Genomic DNA, 20,437 nt, shown 5'->3' on the forward strand with positions numbered 1-20,437 from the left:
CTCTACTCCGGCTTTACGTGTTTAGCGAAATGATTTGCGATATCTTCGCGCGTGGCAATCCAAACATCACTGCGATCTTTGACATACTCTAAAAACACCTTGAACGCCCAGATCCGTCCGGGCCTGCCAATTATACGAAGATGCAACCCTAGACTCATCATGCGCGCGCCTTCTGATGACGCCTCTTCAAGAAGTTCATCAAAAGTTCGTTTCGCATAGCTTAACCACATCTCGGCTGTAAAACTTGGAGACAGCCAAAATTTCATATCATTACTATCAACCGCATAAGGCAAAACAATAATTGGCGGCGTTCCATCATCAAAGCTTTCCCAACGCGGGAAGTCGTCAGAGAAATCATCCATGTGATAAAGATACCCTTGCTTTGCCAAAGTTTTCCGCAAATGATCAGTATGTAGATAGCGCGACAAATACCCTACGGGTTTACGCCCTGTGGTCGCTAAAATACTATCCGTGCCTTTTTGAACGAAAGCCGCCTCTTTGGCCTCATCCATAAAGGCCGTAAATAACCAGCGATAACCATGTGAGACAGGCTCATCACCACGAGAAGAAATCTCATTCGCGAGCCATGGAGCTTTTTCAAGCGCCTGCGCGCACACAGTCCAGCTGGCCTTTACGCCCGCATCATTCAAAGCACGTAAAATTCGAGGTGCACCACGATTTATTCCGTATTGGTAATTGCTCTCATTACCATGCACGCGAATTGGCGCTTTTAGACCTGTAACAAGTTCATCTACAGGCTCGTTCGCCTTATCACCTTGCAACAAACCTCGCTCAGCCCCCTCTTCTACATTGACAACTATTGAGAGCGCTAGCTTCGCGCCATTGGGCCATGAAAATCCATTTGGCGCCGGATCTGTCATACTCATTTAATGGGGCTCCTCACCACCAGAGACATTCATACTCTCGGCGGTAATGTATTTCGCATCATCAGAACATAGGAAGGCAATGGCATTCGCAGTATCTTCTGGCAGACCCGGACGCCCCATAGGAATACGGGCGGCCATCGCTTTTAAATAATCTTCAACGCTATCAGCCCCTGTAACTTCGGCAAAATATTCGTTTTGCCAGGCCCCCAGAGCCGTCGTGACATGGTTAGGACACACATTATTGACCGTGATATTATGCGGGCCAAGCTCCGTCGCAGCAGATCTGACCAACCCAACGAGGCCATGTTTGGAACTTGTATAAGCCTGAGCATGCGGAAAGCCTGATTTAGCAGCCTGTGACGCGACATTGATAATTCGCCCACCAGTGCCCTGCGCAACCATAACTTCTGCGGCAGACTTCACCCCAAAAAAGGAGCCCGATAAATTGACGTCTATAACAGCGCGCCAATCATCTTCGGTTACATCAAGCAAGGGTTTCATGATGTAACCAATACCCGCATTGTTAATCCAGATATCAAGCGAACCATGCGTTTCCTTTGCATGCGCCGCAAGCTTTCTTACATCCGTCAAAGAGCGCACATCGCAGACACATGTTGAGCTCTCCACGCCCATATCACGCATTTCTTGCGCAATTGATTCCATCTCGTCTGAGCTCCCAATATGCTCGGCGCCTGTCGCAGCGTCGCGAGGCTCTCCAATATCGGAAATGACTATATTAGCGCCGTCAGCGGCTAACCTCTTCGCAATCGCTTCACCAAGACCGCCGCGACGTCCAGACCCTGTAATGACCGCTGTTTTACCTTTGAACCGCATTACAGTTTTTCCGTTTGAATAAAGACCAAATCATCAACCATAGCCTGAAACTCTGCCGCTACTTTTTGCATGGTTTCGCTGCTGGCCTCTGCGCCAAACGCATCCATGTCTAAAATATCAATAGTTTCAAAATATTGATAAGGCGGCTTATCTTCAGAAAACAAAAGCCCCGTTGTTTTAAAGACCTCAAACTTTTCAATAGACCCTAACCCGTTGACAGTCGGAATATCGACGGTCTTTGCCCACGCCTCATAGTCCTCTACGGAAGTTCCAGCTTTTAAATTAAAAAGTGCAAGTATCTTTGCGGCCATTATGCTCTCCATTCTTGCACAATTCATGTCTTTTTACAGAACGCCTCGCTTTGACAAACGTCAACTCTTTTCGTTCAGAGTTCGACTAGAAAGCGTTAAACGCTAGGAAGCACTATGTCAGACACACGAAATTATGATGGCCCGCCTGATTACCGAAATGTTGGGTTGCACGGCATGTCGCCAGAAACCACACATGACGAAAAAGCGCGGTTTAATTTTTTAGCGCACTTAAATCGTCATTTAGCCTCTAATGTTCTGCCGGGTGTCAAAAAGGCCTATGAAACACGGGTCGCGCCGCACCAGCCCAAACCCAATCACCGCAACCAAGTGCGCAAACAATTGCTACAAGACCCCTTGTTCCAACATTGGAGTGCCCTTCGTAGAGGCACGATGGAGCTACGCCAGCAAGCCGGCCGCTGGGTTACTTTACGCCAAGCAGAGTCATTGAATTCAAAAGCGGAAAACCTGACCAAGGAGGACCCTCGCCTTGTTCTGAATCCTGACCTGAAAATCCCGAATTATCTTGCCAAAATTGACCATCACTGCATGCCAGGTTCTTATCACGACGAGATTGTACCCGGTGACGTCACAGGTGCCGCCAATTACGATGTCGGTATCTTTGTCACCACAGGCGGCGGCCTTGGACGTTTTTCAGATGGCGGCGGCGAAGCGGTCGTCGCATGGATGAAAAAGAATCGACCTAATTTTGCACCGAAACGCATCCTCGATATTGGCGGCGGCCTAGGACAAAATGTCGTCCCGATAGCCAAAGCCTATCCGGATGCCGAAGTTGTCTGTGTAGATACGGGAGCACCTGTACTACGCTACGGCCTCGCCAGAGCTAAAACTATGGGCGTCGATAATATTACTTTTGTTCAAGCCAACGCCGAAGATTTGTCCATGTACCCAGATGGACATTTTGATTGGGTGCAATCGACGATGTTCCTTCACGAAACATCGGTAAAATCTATGCCTCGTATTATGAAGGAAAGTCACCGTCTCTTGGCGGCTGGCGGCTTGGTTATGCATGTCGAGCAACCGCAATACGCCCCTGATATGCCCCTATATGAACAAGCGATCCGTGACTGGGATGCCTTTTATAATAATGAACCCTTTTGGACGAAGCTTCATGAATTAGATCTTGATCAGTGGATGGTTGATGCGGGCTTTGACCGTGACGAATTACTGCATGGCGGCGTCGCAGCCGTGGTCGACTCTGAACTTTTCCCAGAACACGCCAATGATGATGTAGAAGATTACGGCCGAAAAGCCGCTTGGCATATTATTGGTGCTGAGAAAAAGGCCGCATAATGGATAAGAGCCGCATTGACCCCCTTAAACTTGCGGGCGCAAAACCAAAAGGTAAGCGCCCTTATTTCCTAAAAGACCCTGATGTAGAGCGTGTGTTGGCCGTCACGATGGCAATCGCACAAGAGCTAGCCGTTGTTAGGGAACGCATGGACACTGTAGAACGTATCCTCGAAGACAAAGGCAGTCTTACACAGGCCGATATTGAAACCTATGTTCCGCCTAAGCCAATTGCCGAAGAGAGAGGGGCTTGGACCCAAGAATATCTCGCTCGAATTATGCGGATTTATCAACAGGAAATCGAAGGGCTGAACACGCCTGACGAGCCCACATCAGAAGATATAGGCCATGAGCTCGCTCAAGATGAATAAGATAAGGCGCGCTTTTGTTGATGCGGATTATGGGCAAATGCATTATCGTATTGCAGGCAGTCCATCTGATTACGCCCCGCTGGTCTGTTTGCATCAAAGCCCAAAATCTTCGAGAGAGTTTATTGAGTTTATGAAGCAGGCAAGCAATGACCGCCTTGTTATTGCAATCGACAGTCCTGGCCATGGCGAGTCCGATGTCCCCGAAACCAAGATGTCAATTGAAGGTTTCGCCCGTTCAATTTGGTCTGCGATTGATGCCCTAGACTTAGGGAGTGTAGATTTATTGGGGCACCATACAGGCGCCAAAGTGGCCACTGAAATGGCTTTTCAACGCCCTGAACGGGTAAAGACTATTGTTATGGTGTCTGCGCTTGTCCTGTCAGTCGAAGAACGCGATCAATTTAAAAGTCAGTTCCAACCTATCCCCCTAGACGAAGACGGAAAACGCTTCTCACATATGTGGACACAAGCCGTTAAATATCGCGGCCCAAATGTATCGTTAGAGCAACTCGCCTTCTCCGTAGCCGAAAACTTACGGGCAGGTGAAGCCTATGAATGGGGACATGAGGCTGCCTTTAAATACAACGAGTATTTCGAAGACCGCATCAGCGCACTTCCGCACCGTATCACGGTAATGAATCCCAACGACATGCTTTTTGAGTACACGCCCCGCGTTGCCAAATATTTACAAAATGGCGCCGTCGTGGATTATCCTGATTGGGGTTTTGGCTTCATGGATACTGATACGGAAAAAGCTGTTTCTGAAATCAAAGCCGCCCTAAGCGATAAACCCTCTAAGGTTTAACGCTCTCACCAATTCCACTTAAGGCTAAAGCCGAATAGGTGGCTGTCGCGGTTCAAGCGTCAGCCATTAAATTTAAGAGACAGAATACGTCTTAGGTAGTCCAGCATTTGGCGTGAATCCGTATACTGGCTCTCCTGGAAGTCCTTCTTCCAGATATTTGCGGCAAGCCATCAAGTGATCCAAATCAATGCCCGTATCAACACCCATCGCCTCAAACATATAAACGAGGTCTTCAGTGACAATATTGCCACTTGCACCTGGGGATGCTGGACAGCCGCCTAACCCGCCTTGGGAACTATCAAAAACTTCAATACCTTCTTCATAGGCAGAGAATGCGTTCGCAATGCCAAGGCCATAGGTGTTGTGCAAATGCACTGATTTTACCTTTTCTTGGCCAACTGCGTCTCGCATTGATTTAATCATTGATTTGATTTGCAGCGGGTTTGCATATCCCACTGTGTCAGAAAGTCCGAGCTCGTCTACGCCGGCTTCGACAAGGCGCTCTCCTAAGGAAATAACTTTTGCTTCTGGAACATGGCCTTCAATAGAGCAGCCAAATGCAGTTGATACTCCGGCTTCAAAACGTGGTGGATTAGAAGACGCATCAAACAAAGTCCGAATCGATTTGACATTTTCGATAACTTGATCGTGCGTTTGCCTCATATTTTTTAATGAATGCGTTTCGCTCGCCGATAATGGGAGCGTTACAGCGTCAACGCCAGCATCTAGCGCCGCTTGCGCTCCACGAAAATTAGGGATGAGCGCTAAAACGGTTAACCCTGGCAAAGTTTTTGCAAAAGCGACAATCTCTGCCGTATCAGCCAATTGCGGAAAGAGTTTTGGCGGAACAAAACTACCGACTTCAATTTCACGTACTCCGGCATCATATAATCCCTTAACCCAACGCTTTTTAACGTCGGTCGGCATAACGCCTTTACAATTTTGCAATCCGTCCCGTGGGCCAACTTCGGATATAAGAATTTTATCTTTCATATACTCTTCCTTCACTAGATGAACATTCTCACCTTTTCACCTATGGCTCTTGCGCTGCATCAACTAAACATATCAAAAATTCAGGCTTAGAGATAATTATGAAAACCGAATCCACAATGACCCTCTCCGATAAGACCGCCAGACAGATATTTGAGGAGGTACGTTCAAATCCAGCCCGAAAGCGGTTCGGTTTTGGGGAACGTATGGCCATCGTCAATGTGGACCCGCAGAAGTCTTATACCCGTCCTGACCTCTTCAAAACGGGCTATGTCACAGACCCAGAGCAAATGAGTCATATTAACGCTCTATCCAAGCTTATCCGCAGCAAAGGTTTACCCGTCATTTGGACCCATGTTGCCTATATGGAAAACGCAGCCGATTGCGGCATTTGGGGGACACGGACAGACACGCCTGACAGCCTACAAAACATCAAATTTGGAAGTGAACGCGCAGAATTTGACGACCGCCTTGAAATCCATAGGGATGTCGATGCCGTCTATACAAAACGAATGCCGAGTGCATTTTTTGAAACCCCTCTTAATAGCTTTCTAAACTTTCATAAAATTGACACTGTTGTTGTGACTGGCGGGTCAACATCTGGCTGTGTTCGCGCCACAGCGGTGGATAGCCTGTCTTATGGGTATCGGACTATCGTTCCGATAGAAACGACGGCCGACAAACATGAAAGCTACCACTTTGCAAACCTGACGGATCTACTGATTAAATATGCTGATGTGGTGGATGTGAAAGACGTTTATGAATGGCTTGAAAACTATGAAGGCTGATCCCAACCTCTACGACTATTGGCCTTATGCAGGCCGGCCTAAAATAGAGTGGCCGGGCGGAAAAAAACTCGCCTTCTGGATTGCCCCGAATATTGAGTTCTATGAATTCATGCCGCCCAGCAACCCTCAGCGATCACCATGGCCGAATGCAATTCCTAATGTGCAGCAATATAGCCAAAGAGACTTTGGGAATCGCGTTGGACACCTCCGTCTTATGGAGCTTCTTGACCGTCACAATTTGCGCGGCTCTGTTAGTTTGAATGTTGCCCTGTGCGATCATCACCCAGAAATTATCGAAGATTGTGTCAAACGAGATTGGGAATTTTTCAGCCATGGTATTTATAATACTCGGTATTCTTATGGCCTCTCCCCTGAACAAGAACAGGCCGTGTTAGATGATAGTATCAAGACTGTTGAAAAAGCGAGCGGGCAACGTATTCGGGGTTATCTTGCCCCTGCCCTTACGCACACCGAAGACACTCTTGACCTCATTGCTGAAAATGATTTCTGGTATAGCTGTGATCTCTTCCAAGACGACCAACCACAACCTCTAAAAACGAAGACAGGTAAGCTTGTCTCCATGCCTTACTCTCTTGAGGTCAATGACGTGATTACCTATTCCGTAAATGGATGGGACCCAGATCGTTACACGGATATTTTAAAACGACATTTTGACCAATTATTACTAGAAGGCGAAAAAAGCGGGACGGTAATGTGCATTCCGCTTCACGCCTATCTTGTCAGCCAACCCAACCGTCTGAAGGTTTTTGAAGAGGCGTTAAAGCATATCTGCTCCCACCAAGATGACGTTTGGTTTGCAACCGGCAAAGAAATTGCGGAATATTTCAGAAATAATTACTGGGACCAAAGCCTTGCAGATATCAAAGCCCGAGGCGTTGTCTCAGGCGGGACAGGGTTCAATCATGGATAAATCCTATCTTGCATATCCCAATCGAGCTTATGGCCAAGATCATGAATTTTATGATTGGAGAATGGCTAAAGATCGCCCCTCTCTCGCATGGGAAAACGGCGCCAAAGTTGCTATTTGTTTCATTATTCCGCTTGAGTTTTTTCCGCTTAATCCCTCTGGCACGCCCTTTAAACATCCGGGGGCTATGGTTACGCCTTATCCAGATTTGCGGCATTTCACAGTTCGAGACTACGGAAATCGCATAGGTGTCTACAGAATATTAGACACTTTGAAAGCTGCGAATATTTCTGCAACATTTGCCGTTAACGGCGAAATTGCTAAACGTTATCCTCCCTTATTAAATTTTATCAGAAACGCAGGACATGAGGTTGCGGCCCATGGTCTGTCGACTGATGCTATTCACCATGAGGCATTAACGCCGACTGATGAAAACAGTCTTATAGAAAACACCTTGTATTGCTTTGACACCAAACCTGATGGATGGATGAGCCCGGCCCGAAATCAATCTTCACGGACCATTGATTTACTCACTGACCATGAAATGCATTATTGTTTGGATTGGGAGGCAGATTCTGTTCCTGTGGCAACCAAAGGTGGTTTAACACTTATCCCTAACAGTTATGAACTATCTGATTTCACCTTGTTGCATATGCGCAAACAAGGTGAAGAGGCTTGGCTAAAGCAAATGAAGAGTTCAATAGATCTCTTAATCGAAGAGCATTCACGTTTTGGATCGCAAATGCTGGGTCTCACCCTTACGCCTTACGTCATCGGGCAACCGTTTCGTATTTGGGCTTTGCGGGAACTTCTTTCCCACATCAATGTCACAGAGGGCGTAGAAGCCTTTACTGCTGGCGAAATCGATAAAAAATTTAGGTCCCAAAAATGAGTCTTCCCCTTAACGGTATAAAAGTTATTGAATTTTCCCATATGGTGATGGGGCCTTGCGCCGGCCTTATGCTCGCCGATCTGGGGGCAGATGTCATCAAGGTCGAACCCATTGGCGGTGATAAAACACGGCGCCTACGCGGGGCTGGGGCGGGATATTTTCCAATGTATAACCGCAATAAAAGATCATTGGCAATTGACCTGAAATCTCAAGAGGGCAAAGCCGCTGTCTTAGAACTGATTAAAACGGCTGATGTCTTTATCGAAAACTTCCGTCCCGGTGCATTAGACAAACTTGGGTTTGGCTGGGATGACCTTTCTGCGCTTAATCCAGCGCTTATATATTGCTCAGAAAAAGGGTTTCTCGAAGGCCCCTACTCCCATCGCACGGCGCTTGATGAAGTCACTCAGATGATGGGCGGACTTGCCTATATGACGGGGCCTCCTGGACGGCCACTTCGCGCCGGCACTTCTGTCGTCGATATTACGGGTGGTATGTTTGGCGCTATGGGTATTCTGGCGGCTATGAATGAACGGCACGTGACGGGTAAAGGAAAGCGCATTACAGCAGCGCTTTACGAGACAACAGCCTTCTTGGTTGGACAGCATATGGCACAGAAAGCTGTTACAGGGACGGCTGCGGCCCCAATGCCTGCGAGAGTCTCTAGCTGGGCTATTTACCAGCTATTCGACACAAAAGATGATGAGCAAGTATTTGTCGGAGTTGTCAGTGATGGCCAATGGAAAATTCTCTGCAATGCGTTCGGGCTCGAACATTTACTAGAGGACCCAGAACTCGCCGAAAACCGAGACCGCGTTATTAATAAAGACAAGTTTCTGCCGCAAATCGAAGCCGCCTTTAAATCAATGACCAAGGCTGACCTTATGGCTAAGATTGAAAATCTTGGCTTACCATTTGCTCCAATTGGTAAACCAGAAGAGCTCTTCGATGACCCTCACCTGAATGCTGAAGGCGGATTATTAGATATGGAAATGGAAGATGGCGGCCGTTGCAAGCTCCCTGCATTGCCTATTTCTTTGGACGGTAAACGCCCAGCTTTGCAAATGGATCCGCCAAAAGCAGGTGAGCATACAGACGACATTCTGGCTAGCTTAGGTTTGGATGTTGCCGACCTGAAAAGCCGCGGCGTTATTTAATAGGCCCAAGGTCTATTGACTTTATCCTGCGCAATGAAGGCATCAATTTCGGCCTGTTTTTGTAGCGTCATTGCGATAGGATCGAGCCCGCCTACAAGCATGGCCTTATCGCCTTCGGGAATATCGAAAGAGACTCCATTGACCGTTTGCCCTTGCAAATCAATTGTTAATGTCTTTGGCAATTTGTAAATGTGTTCGGCGCTTAATTGTATAGGTAAAATGCCGTTTCTAACGCAGTTATTATAGAATATCTCTCCGAAGCTTTCCGCGACAACAGCTCGAAAGCCATATTCCTTTAGCGCCCAAACTGCATGTTCCCGTGATGAGCCACAACCAAAATTTTGCCCGCTCAAAAGGATACTCGCCGCTTCATAGCCTTGTTGGTTTAGGATGAAATCTGGATTGGGTATACGGTCTTTAATATATCTTTGCCCCGCAAATAATCCATCTTTCAAACCCGTTTTATAAACTGACTTCATCTCACGGGATGGAATGATTTGGTCTGTGTCGACATTGTCACGAATAAAAGGTGCTGCAACACCTGTGTGTATAATAAAAGGAGCGTTCATGATGTTAAAGAAATCCGTCCAGCAAGAGCCGAGGCCGCCACTATAGCGGGACTCGCTAAATGGGTGCGGACACCCGGCCCCTGTCGACCTTCGAAGTTTCGATTGGTTGAAGAAATAACACGCGAACCGGGAGAAAAGGTTTCTCCGCCTGCATAGAAACAAAACGCACACCCCGCAGCGCCCCATTCAAAACCTGCGGCTTTGAAAATTTTATCAAGCCCTTCAGCTTCCGCAGCACGCCGTACAGCCATAGAGCCCGGAACACATATTGCGGTGACGCCTGAGGCCACTTTCTGGCCTTCAAGAATTTTAGCGGCAATGCGTAGGTCTGAAAGACGCGCATTCGTACAGGAGCCGATAAAAGCTCCGTCTATTTTTAAATCCGTTATGGCAGTCCCAGGCCGCAAATTCATATACTCTAATGCGCGCTCTGAACTTGCATCAAGTGACGGCACTTCTCCTGTTATTGCGACAGCTTGTGAAGGGTTAGTACCCCAAGTAACAGTAGGTACCACGTCTGCGGCTTTAATAGTATAATCAAAGTCAAACTCAGCCCCATTGTCTGTCACAAGGCTTGCCCAATAGGCTTTCGCGTCATTCCACGCTTGACCTGAAGGGGCGAATTTTTTTCCCTTTACATAGTCAATTGTCGTCTCGTCAGGCGCTATGATGGCCGTAAAGGCTGCAAACTCAACGGCCATATTGCATAGGGTTAAACGCTCTTCGATTGACATGGCGGATATGGCATCTCCGCTAAACTCTACAGCGCACCTCTTAGCCCCATCAACGCCCAAAGTTTGAATGATGTGCAAAACTAAGTCTTTTGCACTCACACCAGAGCCAAGTGCGCCGTCGACATTTATTCGCATTTGTCTGGGTTTCTTGATGCGTAAGCAGCCGGTGGCTATGGCATGTTCTGCATCAGTTGAACCAATACCCCACGCCAAGGCCCCTAATGCGCCTTGGCTACAGGTGTGACTATCAGGACACACCAAAGTTAACCCAGGTTGCGCTATCCCCAATTCGGGGGAAATCACGTGAACAATACCTTGATTGGCATCCAGTACATCAATGAGGTTAACGCCTGCTTTTTTAGCCGCACGTCTCGTGGCACTTATGAAAACATCACCGTCTGGGGTACGGGCGTCATCTTTATCACGGTCTGATTTATTTGAAACAATGTGGTCCATTGTACAGAACACATGTTCAGGTCGTACAGCTTTACGGCCACTATCTACGAGTGACATCAGCGCTACGCTTCCAGTGCGTTCGTGTAAGAACACACGATCAATGGCAATTAAATCTTCACCGCCATCCAACGACTGGACAAGGTGTTGATTCCACAATTTATCAAAGAGAGTTTCTTCCATACCATAATATATAAGGCAGCCATCCAAAAGACGACTGCCTTATATCAAATTGAGACTTTATTTTTTCAGTTTAGAAATCAAAACCAAAATCAATACCGTAAGTCGCGGGTTCAGACGCATATGCTGATGATCCCGACGCGGCTGAGACACGCCACACATGTTCATCAGTAATGTTTTTTGCCCAAACGGCTACATTCCAAAAGCTGTCATTTGGTGTGAATGCCACGCGTGCATTCAGCAGCGGCGGAATGTCAGTCGTCGCAACAGAAGGTGTGTTTGCAACCAAACTAAAGGATTTCGCTTCGAAACTAATATCCCCTCCTATTGCTAACTCACCGGCTGCCAATGGGTGCTTATACAAGGCAGCAATGCTGGCTTTATAATCAGGCGCATTTTTTAAATCTAAATCAAGCGCACAATTTGGTGTTAACACGCCATTCGCGCACCCTGCACCGTTATTAGAGAGCCCTCCATTTTGCGCATCTGTAATAGATGTGTATTTCGCATCAAGAAGGCCTAAATTTGCGTTCATTTCAAAACGATCCGTCGGCGCAAATGTCATTTCAAACTCAAGACCAGAAATCTTGGATTCATCTACATTAAATCGTGTAAACCCAAGTCCAGGAACACTCGCTGCAATTTGAAGGTTATCATATTGGTTATTAAAGTAAGTGGCATTGAAACGCAGGCGGTTATCCCAAATCTGAGATTTCAACCCTGTCTCAATTGTGGCTACTTTTTCTTCGTCTACAGGTAAGAAACAAGCCGCGGCACCGAAGCAATCAGGAGACCAACCACCAGATTTAAAGCCTGTAGAATATGAAGCATAAACAAGAGCATTCTCTGTTAAATCATAGTCAGCTTTAACTGTGAAACTTGTATTATTGAAGTCAGCACTTTCTACTCTTGAAAGCGTGCCTTGTGATCCAGAATAGTCTTTTGTCTCATCTGTATAACGAATACCGCCCGTTAAGGTCAGACGATCTGAAACATCAAAGTTAACCTGTCCAAAACCTGCAAAGCTTTCTGTTTCTGAATGCATCTCATGTGGGAAAACAAAAACACTATCAAGCTTCATATCTTCGCTGAAATAATAACCGCCAATAACAAAGTTAAATGGGCCCCCATAATTTGAACTTAGTGTCAGCTCTTGAGAAGTTTGTTCTTGGTCAGTTTCTTGAAGATACGCGAAACCAATATGGCTGCTTAAGAAATCATCTAGCTTTCTATGCGCCGTGATAGATTGAACGGTAAAATCGCCTAGCTCACCTGTAATTGTCGCAGAGATACCTTGGGATTCCGTCCGGCTCTCAAAATTATTGAAACAACCAATAGGGCGGAAATCAAACGCCGTAATAGGTGAAAGAGAGCTTTGAGAACAGGTGACACCAGCTTGGGGTTCAACCGTAAATAAGTCTCCATCTACATCATCAGGCGCGACACTACTTGGAATTGGATCTGATTTATCGTCGGTGTAATCCGCGGCGATGAGAACATTCCAGTTCTCTCCAAAGTCTTGGCTTAATTGCCCGCGTAGTGACAAAGTATCTAAATCACCAACTTCTTCGGTGGCTTCGCTTGCAGCGACACCATTAGGATTAATATCAAAGAAGCCATCTCGCTGACGATACATACCCGTTAGGCGGACAGCCGTTGAATCTGACAATGCATAATTCGCCGTTCCGCGCAGGTCTAACCGGTTATTATTCCCATAAGTGACTTTGGCAGAGAGGCTTTGCTCTTGCTGAGGCTTAATACTGACGAGCTTGATCGCGCCGCCATTTGTGCTGCGCCCGTACAGTGTGCCTTGAGGCCCGCGCAAGACTTCTATGCGCTCCAAATCCACGACATCAAATAAGGCGCCAACAGAACGACTGACAAAGACGCCATCTACATACACACCAACGGCTGTATCAACGGCGCCGCGCGACTCATCTTCTCCGACCCCTCTAAGAAAGATACGACCTGAATTCGATGTGCCGGTACCCGTTGCAATGGAAATATTGGGAATTTGGTTTTGGAGATCTAAAACATTTTGAATATTCCGATTTTCCAATTGCTCCGTAGAGATTGAAGTAATCGCAACAGGCACGTCTTGCAGGTTCTCTTCAGCTCTTTGAGCCGTCACAACGACCTCATCTATCTGCGCTAGAACTGTATTTGGGGCGGCGAATATCGCGAGTGAACCCATCGCTATCTTAATAGCTGATGACGCAGTTGTGGTTTTTAGTAGGTTTTTCATATTCGCTCCCTTTTGATTTTCTTGTCATTGGTTGACATAGAACAATTGATATAATGATATATCTTTTATGTATGCCTTAAATTAAATACGAATAGATTTCTCCATCTTTGATCTGTGACAAACTCCTAAGTTTACTCAATTAAAGTTTCGAGAGTGTGTCAAAAAAACAACAAGTGGGAAAATAGTTAATGAATAATATAGAGACGTTCCGGCGCGAGATGCCTGCAATGCTATTGCATGAGGGTGTGTGGGAAGGCGTCTATACACATATTGATAGAGACGCGGCCGTCATAGACAAACATAAAGTTAGAATTCGTTGCGAATTCCCGACTTCTGGAGAATTCGCCTATATTCAACACAATCATTTCATCTGGGAAGATGGACGTGAATATAAAGCCTGTTTACCGGGTGTGTATCAAAACGGGCGTTTATGGTGGGACTTAGAGGCCTTTAAGGGCTCGGCTTGGGAAACCAAAGATAATCTCATTTTGCTAAACTTAGACCGTAAAGATGACCCAGGTTCTAATTTTTTCGAAATCATCGCGATGGGTAGTGATGGCAAACATCGCTCTCGGACTTGGCATTGGTTCAAAGACGGCGAGCTTTTCAAACGAACGCTTTGCGACGAATGGAAGGTGGAGTAACCCATGCAGAACAACGCAAATGATATTTTGAACCCTTTTCATTCGTTCAAACTGGACCCTCAATCCCCTCTTCCGTTATATTTCCAGCTCTATGAAAGCTTAAGCAAGCGCATTCATGCAGGCGAAATTCCCAATGGGTTTAAACTCCCAAGTGAGAGCCGACTCGCTGAACGCTTAGGGGTTTCCCGCATTACAATTAAACGAGCCTTTAATGAGCTCGCTGATTCTGGCCTCGTATCGCGCAAACGCGGTAAGGGGACTCTTGTAACGCTGAACACGGCCCTCGTCGTCAAAGGCGGTGTCTTGGAAATGACATCAAATATCGCCGCTATTCGTCACCGTACGAAAGCAAAGCTCTATAACCGTAGCCGAGACGACATTCCTGAAAGCGCTTTCAACGCGCTTAAACTGCCTATGAGCGCCTCAATCGAAACGACAACACACGCGCTTTTATTAAATGAAAACGCCGTCACCATGTCCGTTACATATGCCCCTTCTGAGCTTATCAAGAATTTCTCTGATGAGGACATTGAAAGAGAATCTCTCATTACGCTGATGCAAGAGAAAGGCATACGCGTCTCAAAAGCAGACCAAGTTTTGACCGCTATTGCAGCCACGGATTATCACGCCGAAGTTTTTTCAATACCGACAGGCTCTCCCTTAATGGAAATACAGTGCCTGATGTTCGACCAAACAGGCACCCCCTGTCAGTTCGTGAAATCTTACTTTTTGCCTGAATTTTATCGCTATGAAATGACATTGACCTGAATTGACAAGTCTCAAAGTGCGTTAACGCAATGCCTCCCATTACATTCCCAAAGGATCAATCATGAACCCAGATGCTAAGCAAATAGACCTAAAAAACTTCAAGCAAGTTTTAGGCGCGGAGAATGTTTCAGAAGACGAAACATCACGCCAGCTTTACAGTCAGGATATTTGGGCCATTGGCGAAACTGCGGATTTCATCATCAGCCCGCAGAATACAGAGCAGCTTTCAGAGGCTATCAAGATTGCAGCGAGGGATAAAGTAAAGCTCAACCCACGCGGTGGCGGCATGTCCTATACAAAGGGTTACATCCCGTCGAAAGAGAAGACTGGCCTTGTTGATTTTACAAAAATGGACAAGATATTAGAGATAAATCAAGAGGATATGTACGTCACAGTCCAAGCGGGCTGTACTTGGAAAACGCTCTATGAAGCTTTAAAACCCCTTGGCCTGCGGACGCCTTTCTGGGGACCTTTATCAGGTTTCAGCTCTACCATCGGCGGCGGTCTTTCGCAAAATAACGCCTTTTTCGGGAGCGGAACGCATGGCCCCTCTACTGATAGCGTTACATCCCTCACTGTCGTTCTGGCGGATGGAAGCATCGTCAAAACGGGTACGGCAGCCAGCCCTCATGGGAAACCATTCTGGCGTCAATACGGCCCAGATTTAACAGGTTTGTTTTTATCGGATGCGGGAGCTCTAGCTTATAAAGCAGAAGCCACGCTCCGCTTGATTCCAACGCCTTTGGCTGAGGATTGGATGAGCGCTGAATTTGACACCAGAGACGACTGGGCCGGGGCTATGGCTGAAATGGGACGACTAGGGTTAGCCTGTGAATTATTCGGATTTGACCCTAGCCTCACAAAGGTGCGTATGAAACGTGCCAGCCTGACTGAAGATGTCAAAGCCTTGAAAAATGTTATCAAAGGCCAAGGCGGCCTCATTAAGGGCCTGAAACAAGGTGCAAAGGTCGCACTCGCGGGCCGAGGCTATATGGATAATGTCGCCTATTCGCTTCATGCGGCTGTCGAAGGCCATTCTCAAGCCGAAGTTGAAGCCAAAACAAAAACGCTTAAAGCTATTGTTAGCCGCCATAACGGTAAGGACATTGAAAACTCTATCCCTAAAATCGTGCGCTCTAATCCTTTTGGCCCTTTAAATAATATTCTTGGCCCTGAAGGGAAACGCTGGGCCCCTCTTCACGGTATTGTACCCATGGGTGACGCTGTAAAATGCGCCGCCGATATAGATGCAATGTTTGAGACCATGAAACCCGAGTTCGAACAACACGGAATATATACGGGGGCGCTGTTTACAACCCTTTCCAATAATGGGTTTCTTATCGAACCCGTATTTTACTGGCCTGAAGAGATTTTTTCTATTCATGAACAAACGGTTGAACCTGGCGTCCTTAAGAGAGTTAAGCGGTTTGACAAAAACCCTGAGGCAACAGCGATAGTTGAAAAAGGGCGGCAAAACTTGCTTGATATTTTCTCTCAGTATGGCGCCGCACACTTCCAAATTGGCCGAACATATCCTTACCTTAAAAACATGTCCCCAGAAACCCAGTCAGTTTTAAAGATGATTAAGTCGGGCCTAGACCCTGACCATTTAATTAATTCTGGCTCCCTTGGCCTAGAATAAAGAGACGCTCAGAATGCATTTAATCCGATCAGCCACTTTAACAGTTAAGGACTTACAGCGTTCACAGTCGGATTATTGCCAATGGCTCGGTTATAAACTGGTGGAACAAGGGCGTATTTCACCTTCTCTTGCAATAAGTTGGGGCGCTAAGAAGACTGAAGGCTGCCCTTATTGCATTTTGCAGCCTGCCTCTAACGCGCCAGTCTATATAAGATTGATCGAGCAACCTTTAATGCCAGATTACAAGCCTTTGCGAACCTATGGATGGGCAGCGATTGAAATTTGCAACCAAGATACTTTGGCCGTGAATGATATTATGGACAAGTCACCCTTTGAAATAATCGGGCCGCCAAAAACGCTTGATGGCATACCTGAAATATTCCCCATGCAAGTCAGTGGGCCAGACCAAGAGATAGTTTACCTCACTGAAATTCGTGGCAATTTAAAAGATTATGATTTGCCGAGAGCCGAAAGCTTGATTGATAAATTATTTATTCTCGTCTCGGCGTGTTCAGACATAGAAAAGACATCTGAGTGGCTAGAAAATCACATTTTGGTCTCTAAGGGTCAATCTGTCAAAATGATCTATTCAATGATAAATAAATCATTCAATTTACCAAACGATACCAAACATGCACTCATGACTTTGCAGCATGAGAGAGATGTCTTTTTACAAATAGATTCATACCCAGACGCTGCAACACCGCGAACATCCCACCCAGATATGTTACCGCCCTGCACCGCTATTGGGAGCTTCGTCCACCCCGATTTTGATAAGCTCGCTGAAATAAACAAAGCGCATTGGATTACCCCCCCAACGCACCGCGATGGTGAAATCTACAAAGGTAAGCGGGCAGCAACGCTCCGTGATCCAGACGGCACACTGATAGAATTGATTGAGGCATAAATGAAACAGATCGTACTAAAACATAAAATTAACGCCGCCCCAATGGCAACAGACTTCAAAGAAATTGATGTAGAACGTCCGAACTGCCCCGAAGCAGGTATATTGGTGAAAGTTAAATATATCTCTGTTGACCCTTATGTAGGGCACCAGTTGCACGTCGGCCACATGGGCATGCCGCCACCTGAACCCAATATTGAAGCTATCCCCGGCGGCGTCGTTGGCGAGGTTATCGAGAGCCAGTCTAATAAGGCCAAAGTTGGCGATCACATTCATGCTCCATCCGCGGGCGGGTGGGCCGAATACTGTAAATTCGATGACAAGCAATACACCGTTATTGACCCTGATGCCGCCCCTCTATCAGCTTATGCAGGTATATTAGGCATGCCCGGCCTGACGGCGTGGGCCAGCGTTACACAACTTGCCAAAGTCGGCGAAGGGGACGTTGTGGCGGTTAACGCTGCCGCAGGTCCCGTCGGCGGAGCGGTCGGTCAATTCTCCCGCATGAGAGGCGCAAAAACAGTTATCGGGATTGCCGGAGGCAAAGAAAAATGCGCGATGGTAGAAGACCTTTATGGATTTAGTAAATGCGTGGATTACAAAACGAATTCTTGGCAGGACGAATATAAATCAGCGGCTCCAGAGGGCGTTTCCGTTCATCACGAAAATGTCGGATCTGAGCAACTTGCCTTCGCCATGCAAAACCTCAAACTTTATGGCCGCGTTGTTCTTTGTGGGCTCGCCGCCCATTATCATGAAACTGAGCCAGCCAAAACATTGATCGGCCCAATGGTGGGCAAACGCGCCGCTGTCATGGGCTTGGTTGTCTATGACTACTATGACCGATGGGATGAATTTCGCGCAGAGGTTTCCCCTTGGGTTAAATCTGGTGATGTAAAAATAGCAGAAGATATAGCCAAAGGTTTATCAGCGGGCCCAGAATTAATGGAAAAATTAATGAAGGGCAAAAATGTCGGTAAATGCGTAATTGCCTTATGACGTTACACCAAACCATACGCGGCACATTGAAATATACGTCCAAAAAACCCGAGAGGATGGATAAGGAACGAGGCCGCGAATACTTCACTCTGACAAAACAAAGTGACGGCTTATCAGTGCTTCATGCGCATTGCGAAATCGATGACGAGCCTGACGTTATACGCGATATTACGGCAAGCTTTGATACGCGAACTATGCGCCCGCATGATGGCAGTGTGCGCCTCACGATAGGCGGACATTTCGAAGGATCTGCTTGGTTCAATTTTGACGATACAGGCTGTGACCTAGAAGTCTTCAATAAAAGTTTAGGTCGGAAATCAGAGCGCCTTGATTATGACCGCCCTGCCCCTTGGTTTGGTAACCACGCCATCATAAATGACGGGTTTTTGTCACGATATTTCCCGCTGGACGCTAAGCCCGGGAAAGTTACGCTGCATAATGTTATCATGAGCTCCCCTGATCACCGAGGCGCCACAGGGCCAGAGATTTTCCCACTAAGCTTTGGATTAGTTTACGTTGGAAATGAACAAGTCTCTGTCGAAGCCGGTATCTTTGATGCACGAAAGTTTCAAGTCGTAGATACGGCCGAAGGCCTTCCCGAAGAACACCCCCCTTATGAAATGTGGTGCACAAATGACGAAGACGGCCTTTTCCTTAAGGGCGGCGTTGGGGGCTATATGCAAACTCATTATGAACTGACGGAGCTGTTTAGATGACACCGAGCTTAATTTCTATTTTAGCTTTCTTTCACATCATTTTATTTGTGTTCTGGCTTGGCGGAGACCTTGGCGTAGCCGTTTTAGGGGATCATTTTCGGAAACGAAATGACTACTCCATCCAAGAACGCCTTACGATTTTAAAGTTATTAGTTATCATAGATATGGGTCCACGCATTGCTTGGTGCCTCATGATCGCCAGCACTATATCTTTGGTTAAGGTTGGCGGGTATTGGGACGTCCCGAGCTGGGGCGTTGTCTTGGCTTGGGCCATTAGTTTATTCTGGCTATGGTTGACAATATCAGCTCATAAAGCGGGCCAAACCCCCAAAGCCGCCGTGTTAAAGAAATATGAAATGGTTTTAAAGTGGTGCCTTGCCGCCTTCTATTTAGGCCTTGGCGGGGTTTCACTGGCAACCGATACCCCGCTTGAACCTAACTGGTTGGCTTCGAAAGCGTTCTTATTTGGATTGATTTTCATCGCCGCTATTTTGATAGACGTCATGTTCAAACCTGTCGGGCCATTATTGATGGATGTGATAGAAAAAGGGTCATCTGATGAAACAGAAATCCCTTTACGAAAAACGATGGATAAATCCAGGTTTTGGGTGCGGATGACTTACCTACTTCTCGTGATTGTAGGCTTTATCGGGGTTACAAAGTTTTTCTAACGCACCGGATAGAGGGTAATCATTTCCCCCGGTTTGGAACCCCATAAAAAATTCATATCCATATCATATCCCCGTTCAGTTGTCTGATACAAGCTCGTAGATAAGACACCCTCTGACTCTATGCGTATCTCTACGCCGCCGCGTTTGGATGCAATGATGCATGTCTTGGGGTCGACATAGCCTTGCCATAAATCACTCGACTTTTTGGTCCAGACTTGCTCACAACCTTTTTGAAAATATGGTTCTATGTCATCAGCCGTCATAGTATTTAAGAGCTGAGGCGATTCCCAAGCATCTATAAATTTCTCTGAATTTTTCAAACCATATGCCGTCTGAATAATGGCGCCGGCTTGATTATCCCAAGTAATCTTAGAGAGGCGTTGTCGATATAAATTACCCTCTTCGCCAGTATTTAGCTGGGTGTAAAACCATACACCTTCTAGCTCTTTGGAATTCACTCTTACGCGTCTATCGCGGATAATGGTGTCTTTATTGTCTGGCGACGTCGCGAATTCGCCTTCAATGAGATTGGCAAAGCTAGAAAGTTCAGTAGGAATTTCACTAGGCTGACACGCCGTTAAAGCCACGCCTGCAGCGAAAAATGTTATTATTGCCCGCATGATATTGATCCAATTCTGTTA

General features: G+C 46.6%; 22 protein-coding genes. 14 read left to right on the forward strand and 8 right to left on the reverse strand.

Annotated elements, in window-relative coordinates; translation table 11 throughout:
- Positions 1 to 2: 2 nt before the first annotated feature.
- The 3 genes from DES40_RS06360 to DES40_RS06370 are packed head-to-tail and all read right to left on the reverse strand — an operon-like array spanning position 3 to position 2,032.
- Positions 3 to 887 (reverse strand): polysaccharide deacetylase family protein, encoded by an 885-nt coding sequence (locus DES40_RS06360; protein WP_233345464.1) that lies wholly within the window; start codon positions 885 to 887, stop codon positions 3 to 5.
- Positions 888 to 1,721, reverse strand: a complete 834-nt coding sequence (locus DES40_RS06365; protein WP_121099729.1) for an SDR family NAD(P)-dependent oxidoreductase — start codon at positions 1,719 to 1,721, stop codon at positions 888 to 890.
- On the reverse strand, positions 1,721 to 2,032 hold the full coding sequence (locus DES40_RS06370; RefSeq protein WP_121099731.1) for an REDY-like protein HapK: 312 nt from the start codon (positions 2,030 to 2,032) through the stop codon (positions 1,721 to 1,723). Before DES40_RS06370 ends, DES40_RS06365 begins: the two co-directional genes overlap by 1 nt.
- Positions 2,033 to 2,146: 114 nt before the next feature.
- On the opposite strand from DES40_RS06370, the gene DES40_RS06375 reads away from it, so the two are divergent.
- The 3 genes from DES40_RS06375 to DES40_RS06385 are packed head-to-tail and all read left to right on the forward strand — an operon-like array spanning position 2,147 to position 4,516.
- The gene (locus DES40_RS06375; protein WP_121099733.1) at positions 2,147 to 3,343 is read left to right on the forward strand and encodes a class I SAM-dependent methyltransferase; all 1,197 of its coding nucleotides are present in this window, start codon (positions 2,147 to 2,149) and stop codon (positions 3,341 to 3,343) included.
- Entirely contained in the window at positions 3,343 to 3,711 is a 369-nt protein-coding gene (locus DES40_RS06380; RefSeq protein WP_121099735.1) for a hypothetical protein, read from the forward strand. The genes DES40_RS06375 and DES40_RS06380 overlap by 1 nt, the downstream gene beginning before the upstream one ends.
- A complete protein-coding gene (locus DES40_RS06385; RefSeq protein WP_233345465.1) occupies positions 3,689 to 4,516 on the forward strand; it encodes an alpha/beta hydrolase in 828 nt (275 codons plus the stop codon). Before DES40_RS06380 ends, DES40_RS06385 begins: the two co-directional genes overlap by 23 nt.
- 72 nt (positions 4,517 to 4,588) lie before the next feature.
- On the opposite strand, the gene DES40_RS06390 is transcribed toward DES40_RS06385, so the two are convergent.
- On the reverse strand, positions 4,589 to 5,509 hold the full coding sequence (locus DES40_RS06390) for a hydroxymethylglutaryl-CoA lyase (protein ID WP_121099739.1): 921 nt from the start codon (positions 5,507 to 5,509) through the stop codon (positions 4,589 to 4,591).
- Between the two features lie 98 nt (positions 5,510 to 5,607).
- Between DES40_RS06390 and DES40_RS06395 the strand changes: the two genes are divergently transcribed.
- Genes DES40_RS06395 through DES40_RS06410 form a run of 4 tightly spaced genes read left to right on the forward strand, consistent with a single transcriptional unit; the run spans position 5,608 to position 9,271 of the window.
- On the forward strand, positions 5,608 to 6,294 hold the full coding sequence (locus DES40_RS06395) for an isochorismatase family protein (protein ID WP_233345466.1): 687 nt from the start codon (positions 5,608 to 5,610) through the stop codon (positions 6,292 to 6,294).
- A complete protein-coding gene (locus tag DES40_RS06400) occupies positions 6,284 to 7,225 on the forward strand; it encodes a polysaccharide deacetylase family protein (protein ID WP_121100495.1) in 942 nt (313 codons plus the stop codon). The genes DES40_RS06395 and DES40_RS06400 overlap by 11 nt, the downstream gene beginning before the upstream one ends.
- On the forward strand, positions 7,218 to 8,114 hold the full coding sequence (locus tag DES40_RS06405; protein ID WP_121099741.1) for a polysaccharide deacetylase family protein: 897 nt from the start codon (positions 7,218 to 7,220) through the stop codon (positions 8,112 to 8,114). The genes DES40_RS06400 and DES40_RS06405 overlap by 8 nt, the downstream gene beginning before the upstream one ends.
- Positions 8,111 to 9,271, forward strand: coding sequence for a CaiB/BaiF CoA transferase family protein (locus DES40_RS06410; protein WP_121099743.1), 1,161 nt, complete (start codon positions 8,111 to 8,113; stop codon positions 9,269 to 9,271). The genes DES40_RS06405 and DES40_RS06410 overlap by 4 nt, the downstream gene beginning before the upstream one ends.
- Here the strand turns inward: DES40_RS06410 and leuD are convergent.
- The 3 genes from leuD to DES40_RS06425 all read right to left on the reverse strand — a co-directional run bounded on the left by leuD (position 9,268) and on the right by DES40_RS06425 (position 13,452).
- The gene (gene leuD / locus DES40_RS06415) at positions 9,268 to 9,840 is read right to left on the reverse strand and encodes a 3-isopropylmalate dehydratase small subunit (protein WP_121099746.1); all 573 of its coding nucleotides are present in this window, start codon (positions 9,838 to 9,840) and stop codon (positions 9,268 to 9,270) included. The two genes, DES40_RS06410 and leuD, sit on opposite strands and share 4 nt — an antisense overlap.
- Positions 9,837 to 11,210 carry a 3-isopropylmalate dehydratase large subunit gene (locus DES40_RS06420; protein WP_121099747.1) on the reverse strand — a complete coding sequence of 458 codons (1,374 nt, stop codon included), beginning with the start codon at positions 11,208 to 11,210 and terminating at the stop codon, positions 9,837 to 9,839. The genes leuD and DES40_RS06420 overlap by 4 nt, the downstream gene beginning before the upstream one ends.
- A gap of 70 nt (positions 11,211 to 11,280) precedes the next feature.
- Positions 11,281 to 13,452, reverse strand: coding sequence for a TonB-dependent receptor (locus DES40_RS06425; RefSeq protein ID WP_121099749.1), 2,172 nt, complete (start codon positions 13,450 to 13,452; stop codon positions 11,281 to 11,283).
- Between the two features lie 188 nt (positions 13,453 to 13,640).
- Between DES40_RS06425 and DES40_RS06430 the strand changes: the two genes are divergently transcribed.
- From DES40_RS06430 to DES40_RS06460, 7 genes are all read left to right on the forward strand, one after another.
- Positions 13,641 to 14,096 (forward strand): hypothetical protein, encoded by a 456-nt coding sequence (locus DES40_RS06430; RefSeq protein ID WP_233345468.1) that lies wholly within the window; start codon positions 13,641 to 13,643, stop codon positions 14,094 to 14,096.
- Positions 14,097 to 14,099: 3 nt separating this feature from the next.
- Positions 14,100 to 14,864 carry a GntR family transcriptional regulator gene (locus DES40_RS06435; protein ID WP_121099753.1) on the forward strand — a complete coding sequence of 255 codons (765 nt, stop codon included), beginning with the start codon at positions 14,100 to 14,102 and terminating at the stop codon, positions 14,862 to 14,864.
- Between the two features lie 61 nt (positions 14,865 to 14,925).
- Positions 14,926 to 16,506, forward strand: a complete 1,581-nt coding sequence (locus tag DES40_RS06440) for an FAD-binding oxidoreductase (RefSeq protein WP_121099755.1) — start codon at positions 14,926 to 14,928, stop codon at positions 16,504 to 16,506.
- 13 nt (positions 16,507 to 16,519) lie between these two features.
- Positions 16,520 to 17,413, forward strand: coding sequence for a VOC family protein (locus tag DES40_RS06445; RefSeq protein ID WP_121099757.1), 894 nt, complete (start codon positions 16,520 to 16,522; stop codon positions 17,411 to 17,413).
- Positions 17,414 to 18,409, forward strand: coding sequence for an MDR family NADP-dependent oxidoreductase (locus tag DES40_RS06450; protein ID WP_121099759.1), 996 nt, complete (start codon positions 17,414 to 17,416; stop codon positions 18,407 to 18,409).
- Positions 18,391 to 19,125 carry a hypothetical protein gene (locus DES40_RS06455; protein ID WP_233345469.1) on the forward strand — a complete coding sequence of 245 codons (735 nt, stop codon included), beginning with the start codon at positions 18,391 to 18,393 and terminating at the stop codon, positions 19,123 to 19,125. The genes DES40_RS06450 and DES40_RS06455 overlap by 19 nt, the downstream gene beginning before the upstream one ends.
- Positions 19,122 to 19,796 (forward strand): hypothetical protein, encoded by a 675-nt coding sequence (locus DES40_RS06460; protein WP_121099763.1) that lies wholly within the window; start codon positions 19,122 to 19,124, stop codon positions 19,794 to 19,796. The genes DES40_RS06455 and DES40_RS06460 overlap by 4 nt, the downstream gene beginning before the upstream one ends.
- On the opposite strand, the gene DES40_RS06465 is transcribed toward DES40_RS06460, so the two are convergent.
- Positions 19,793 to 20,416, reverse strand: a complete 624-nt coding sequence (locus DES40_RS06465) for a chromophore lyase CpcT/CpeT (protein ID WP_121099765.1) — start codon at positions 20,414 to 20,416, stop codon at positions 19,793 to 19,795. The two genes, DES40_RS06460 and DES40_RS06465, sit on opposite strands and share 4 nt — an antisense overlap.
- Positions 20,417 to 20,437 lie beyond the last annotated feature (21 nt).

It is taken from the genome of Litorimonas taeanensis (genome assembly GCF_003634015.1).
GTDB classification, from domain to species: Bacteria; Pseudomonadota; Alphaproteobacteria; order Caulobacterales; family Maricaulaceae; genus Litorimonas; species Litorimonas taeanensis.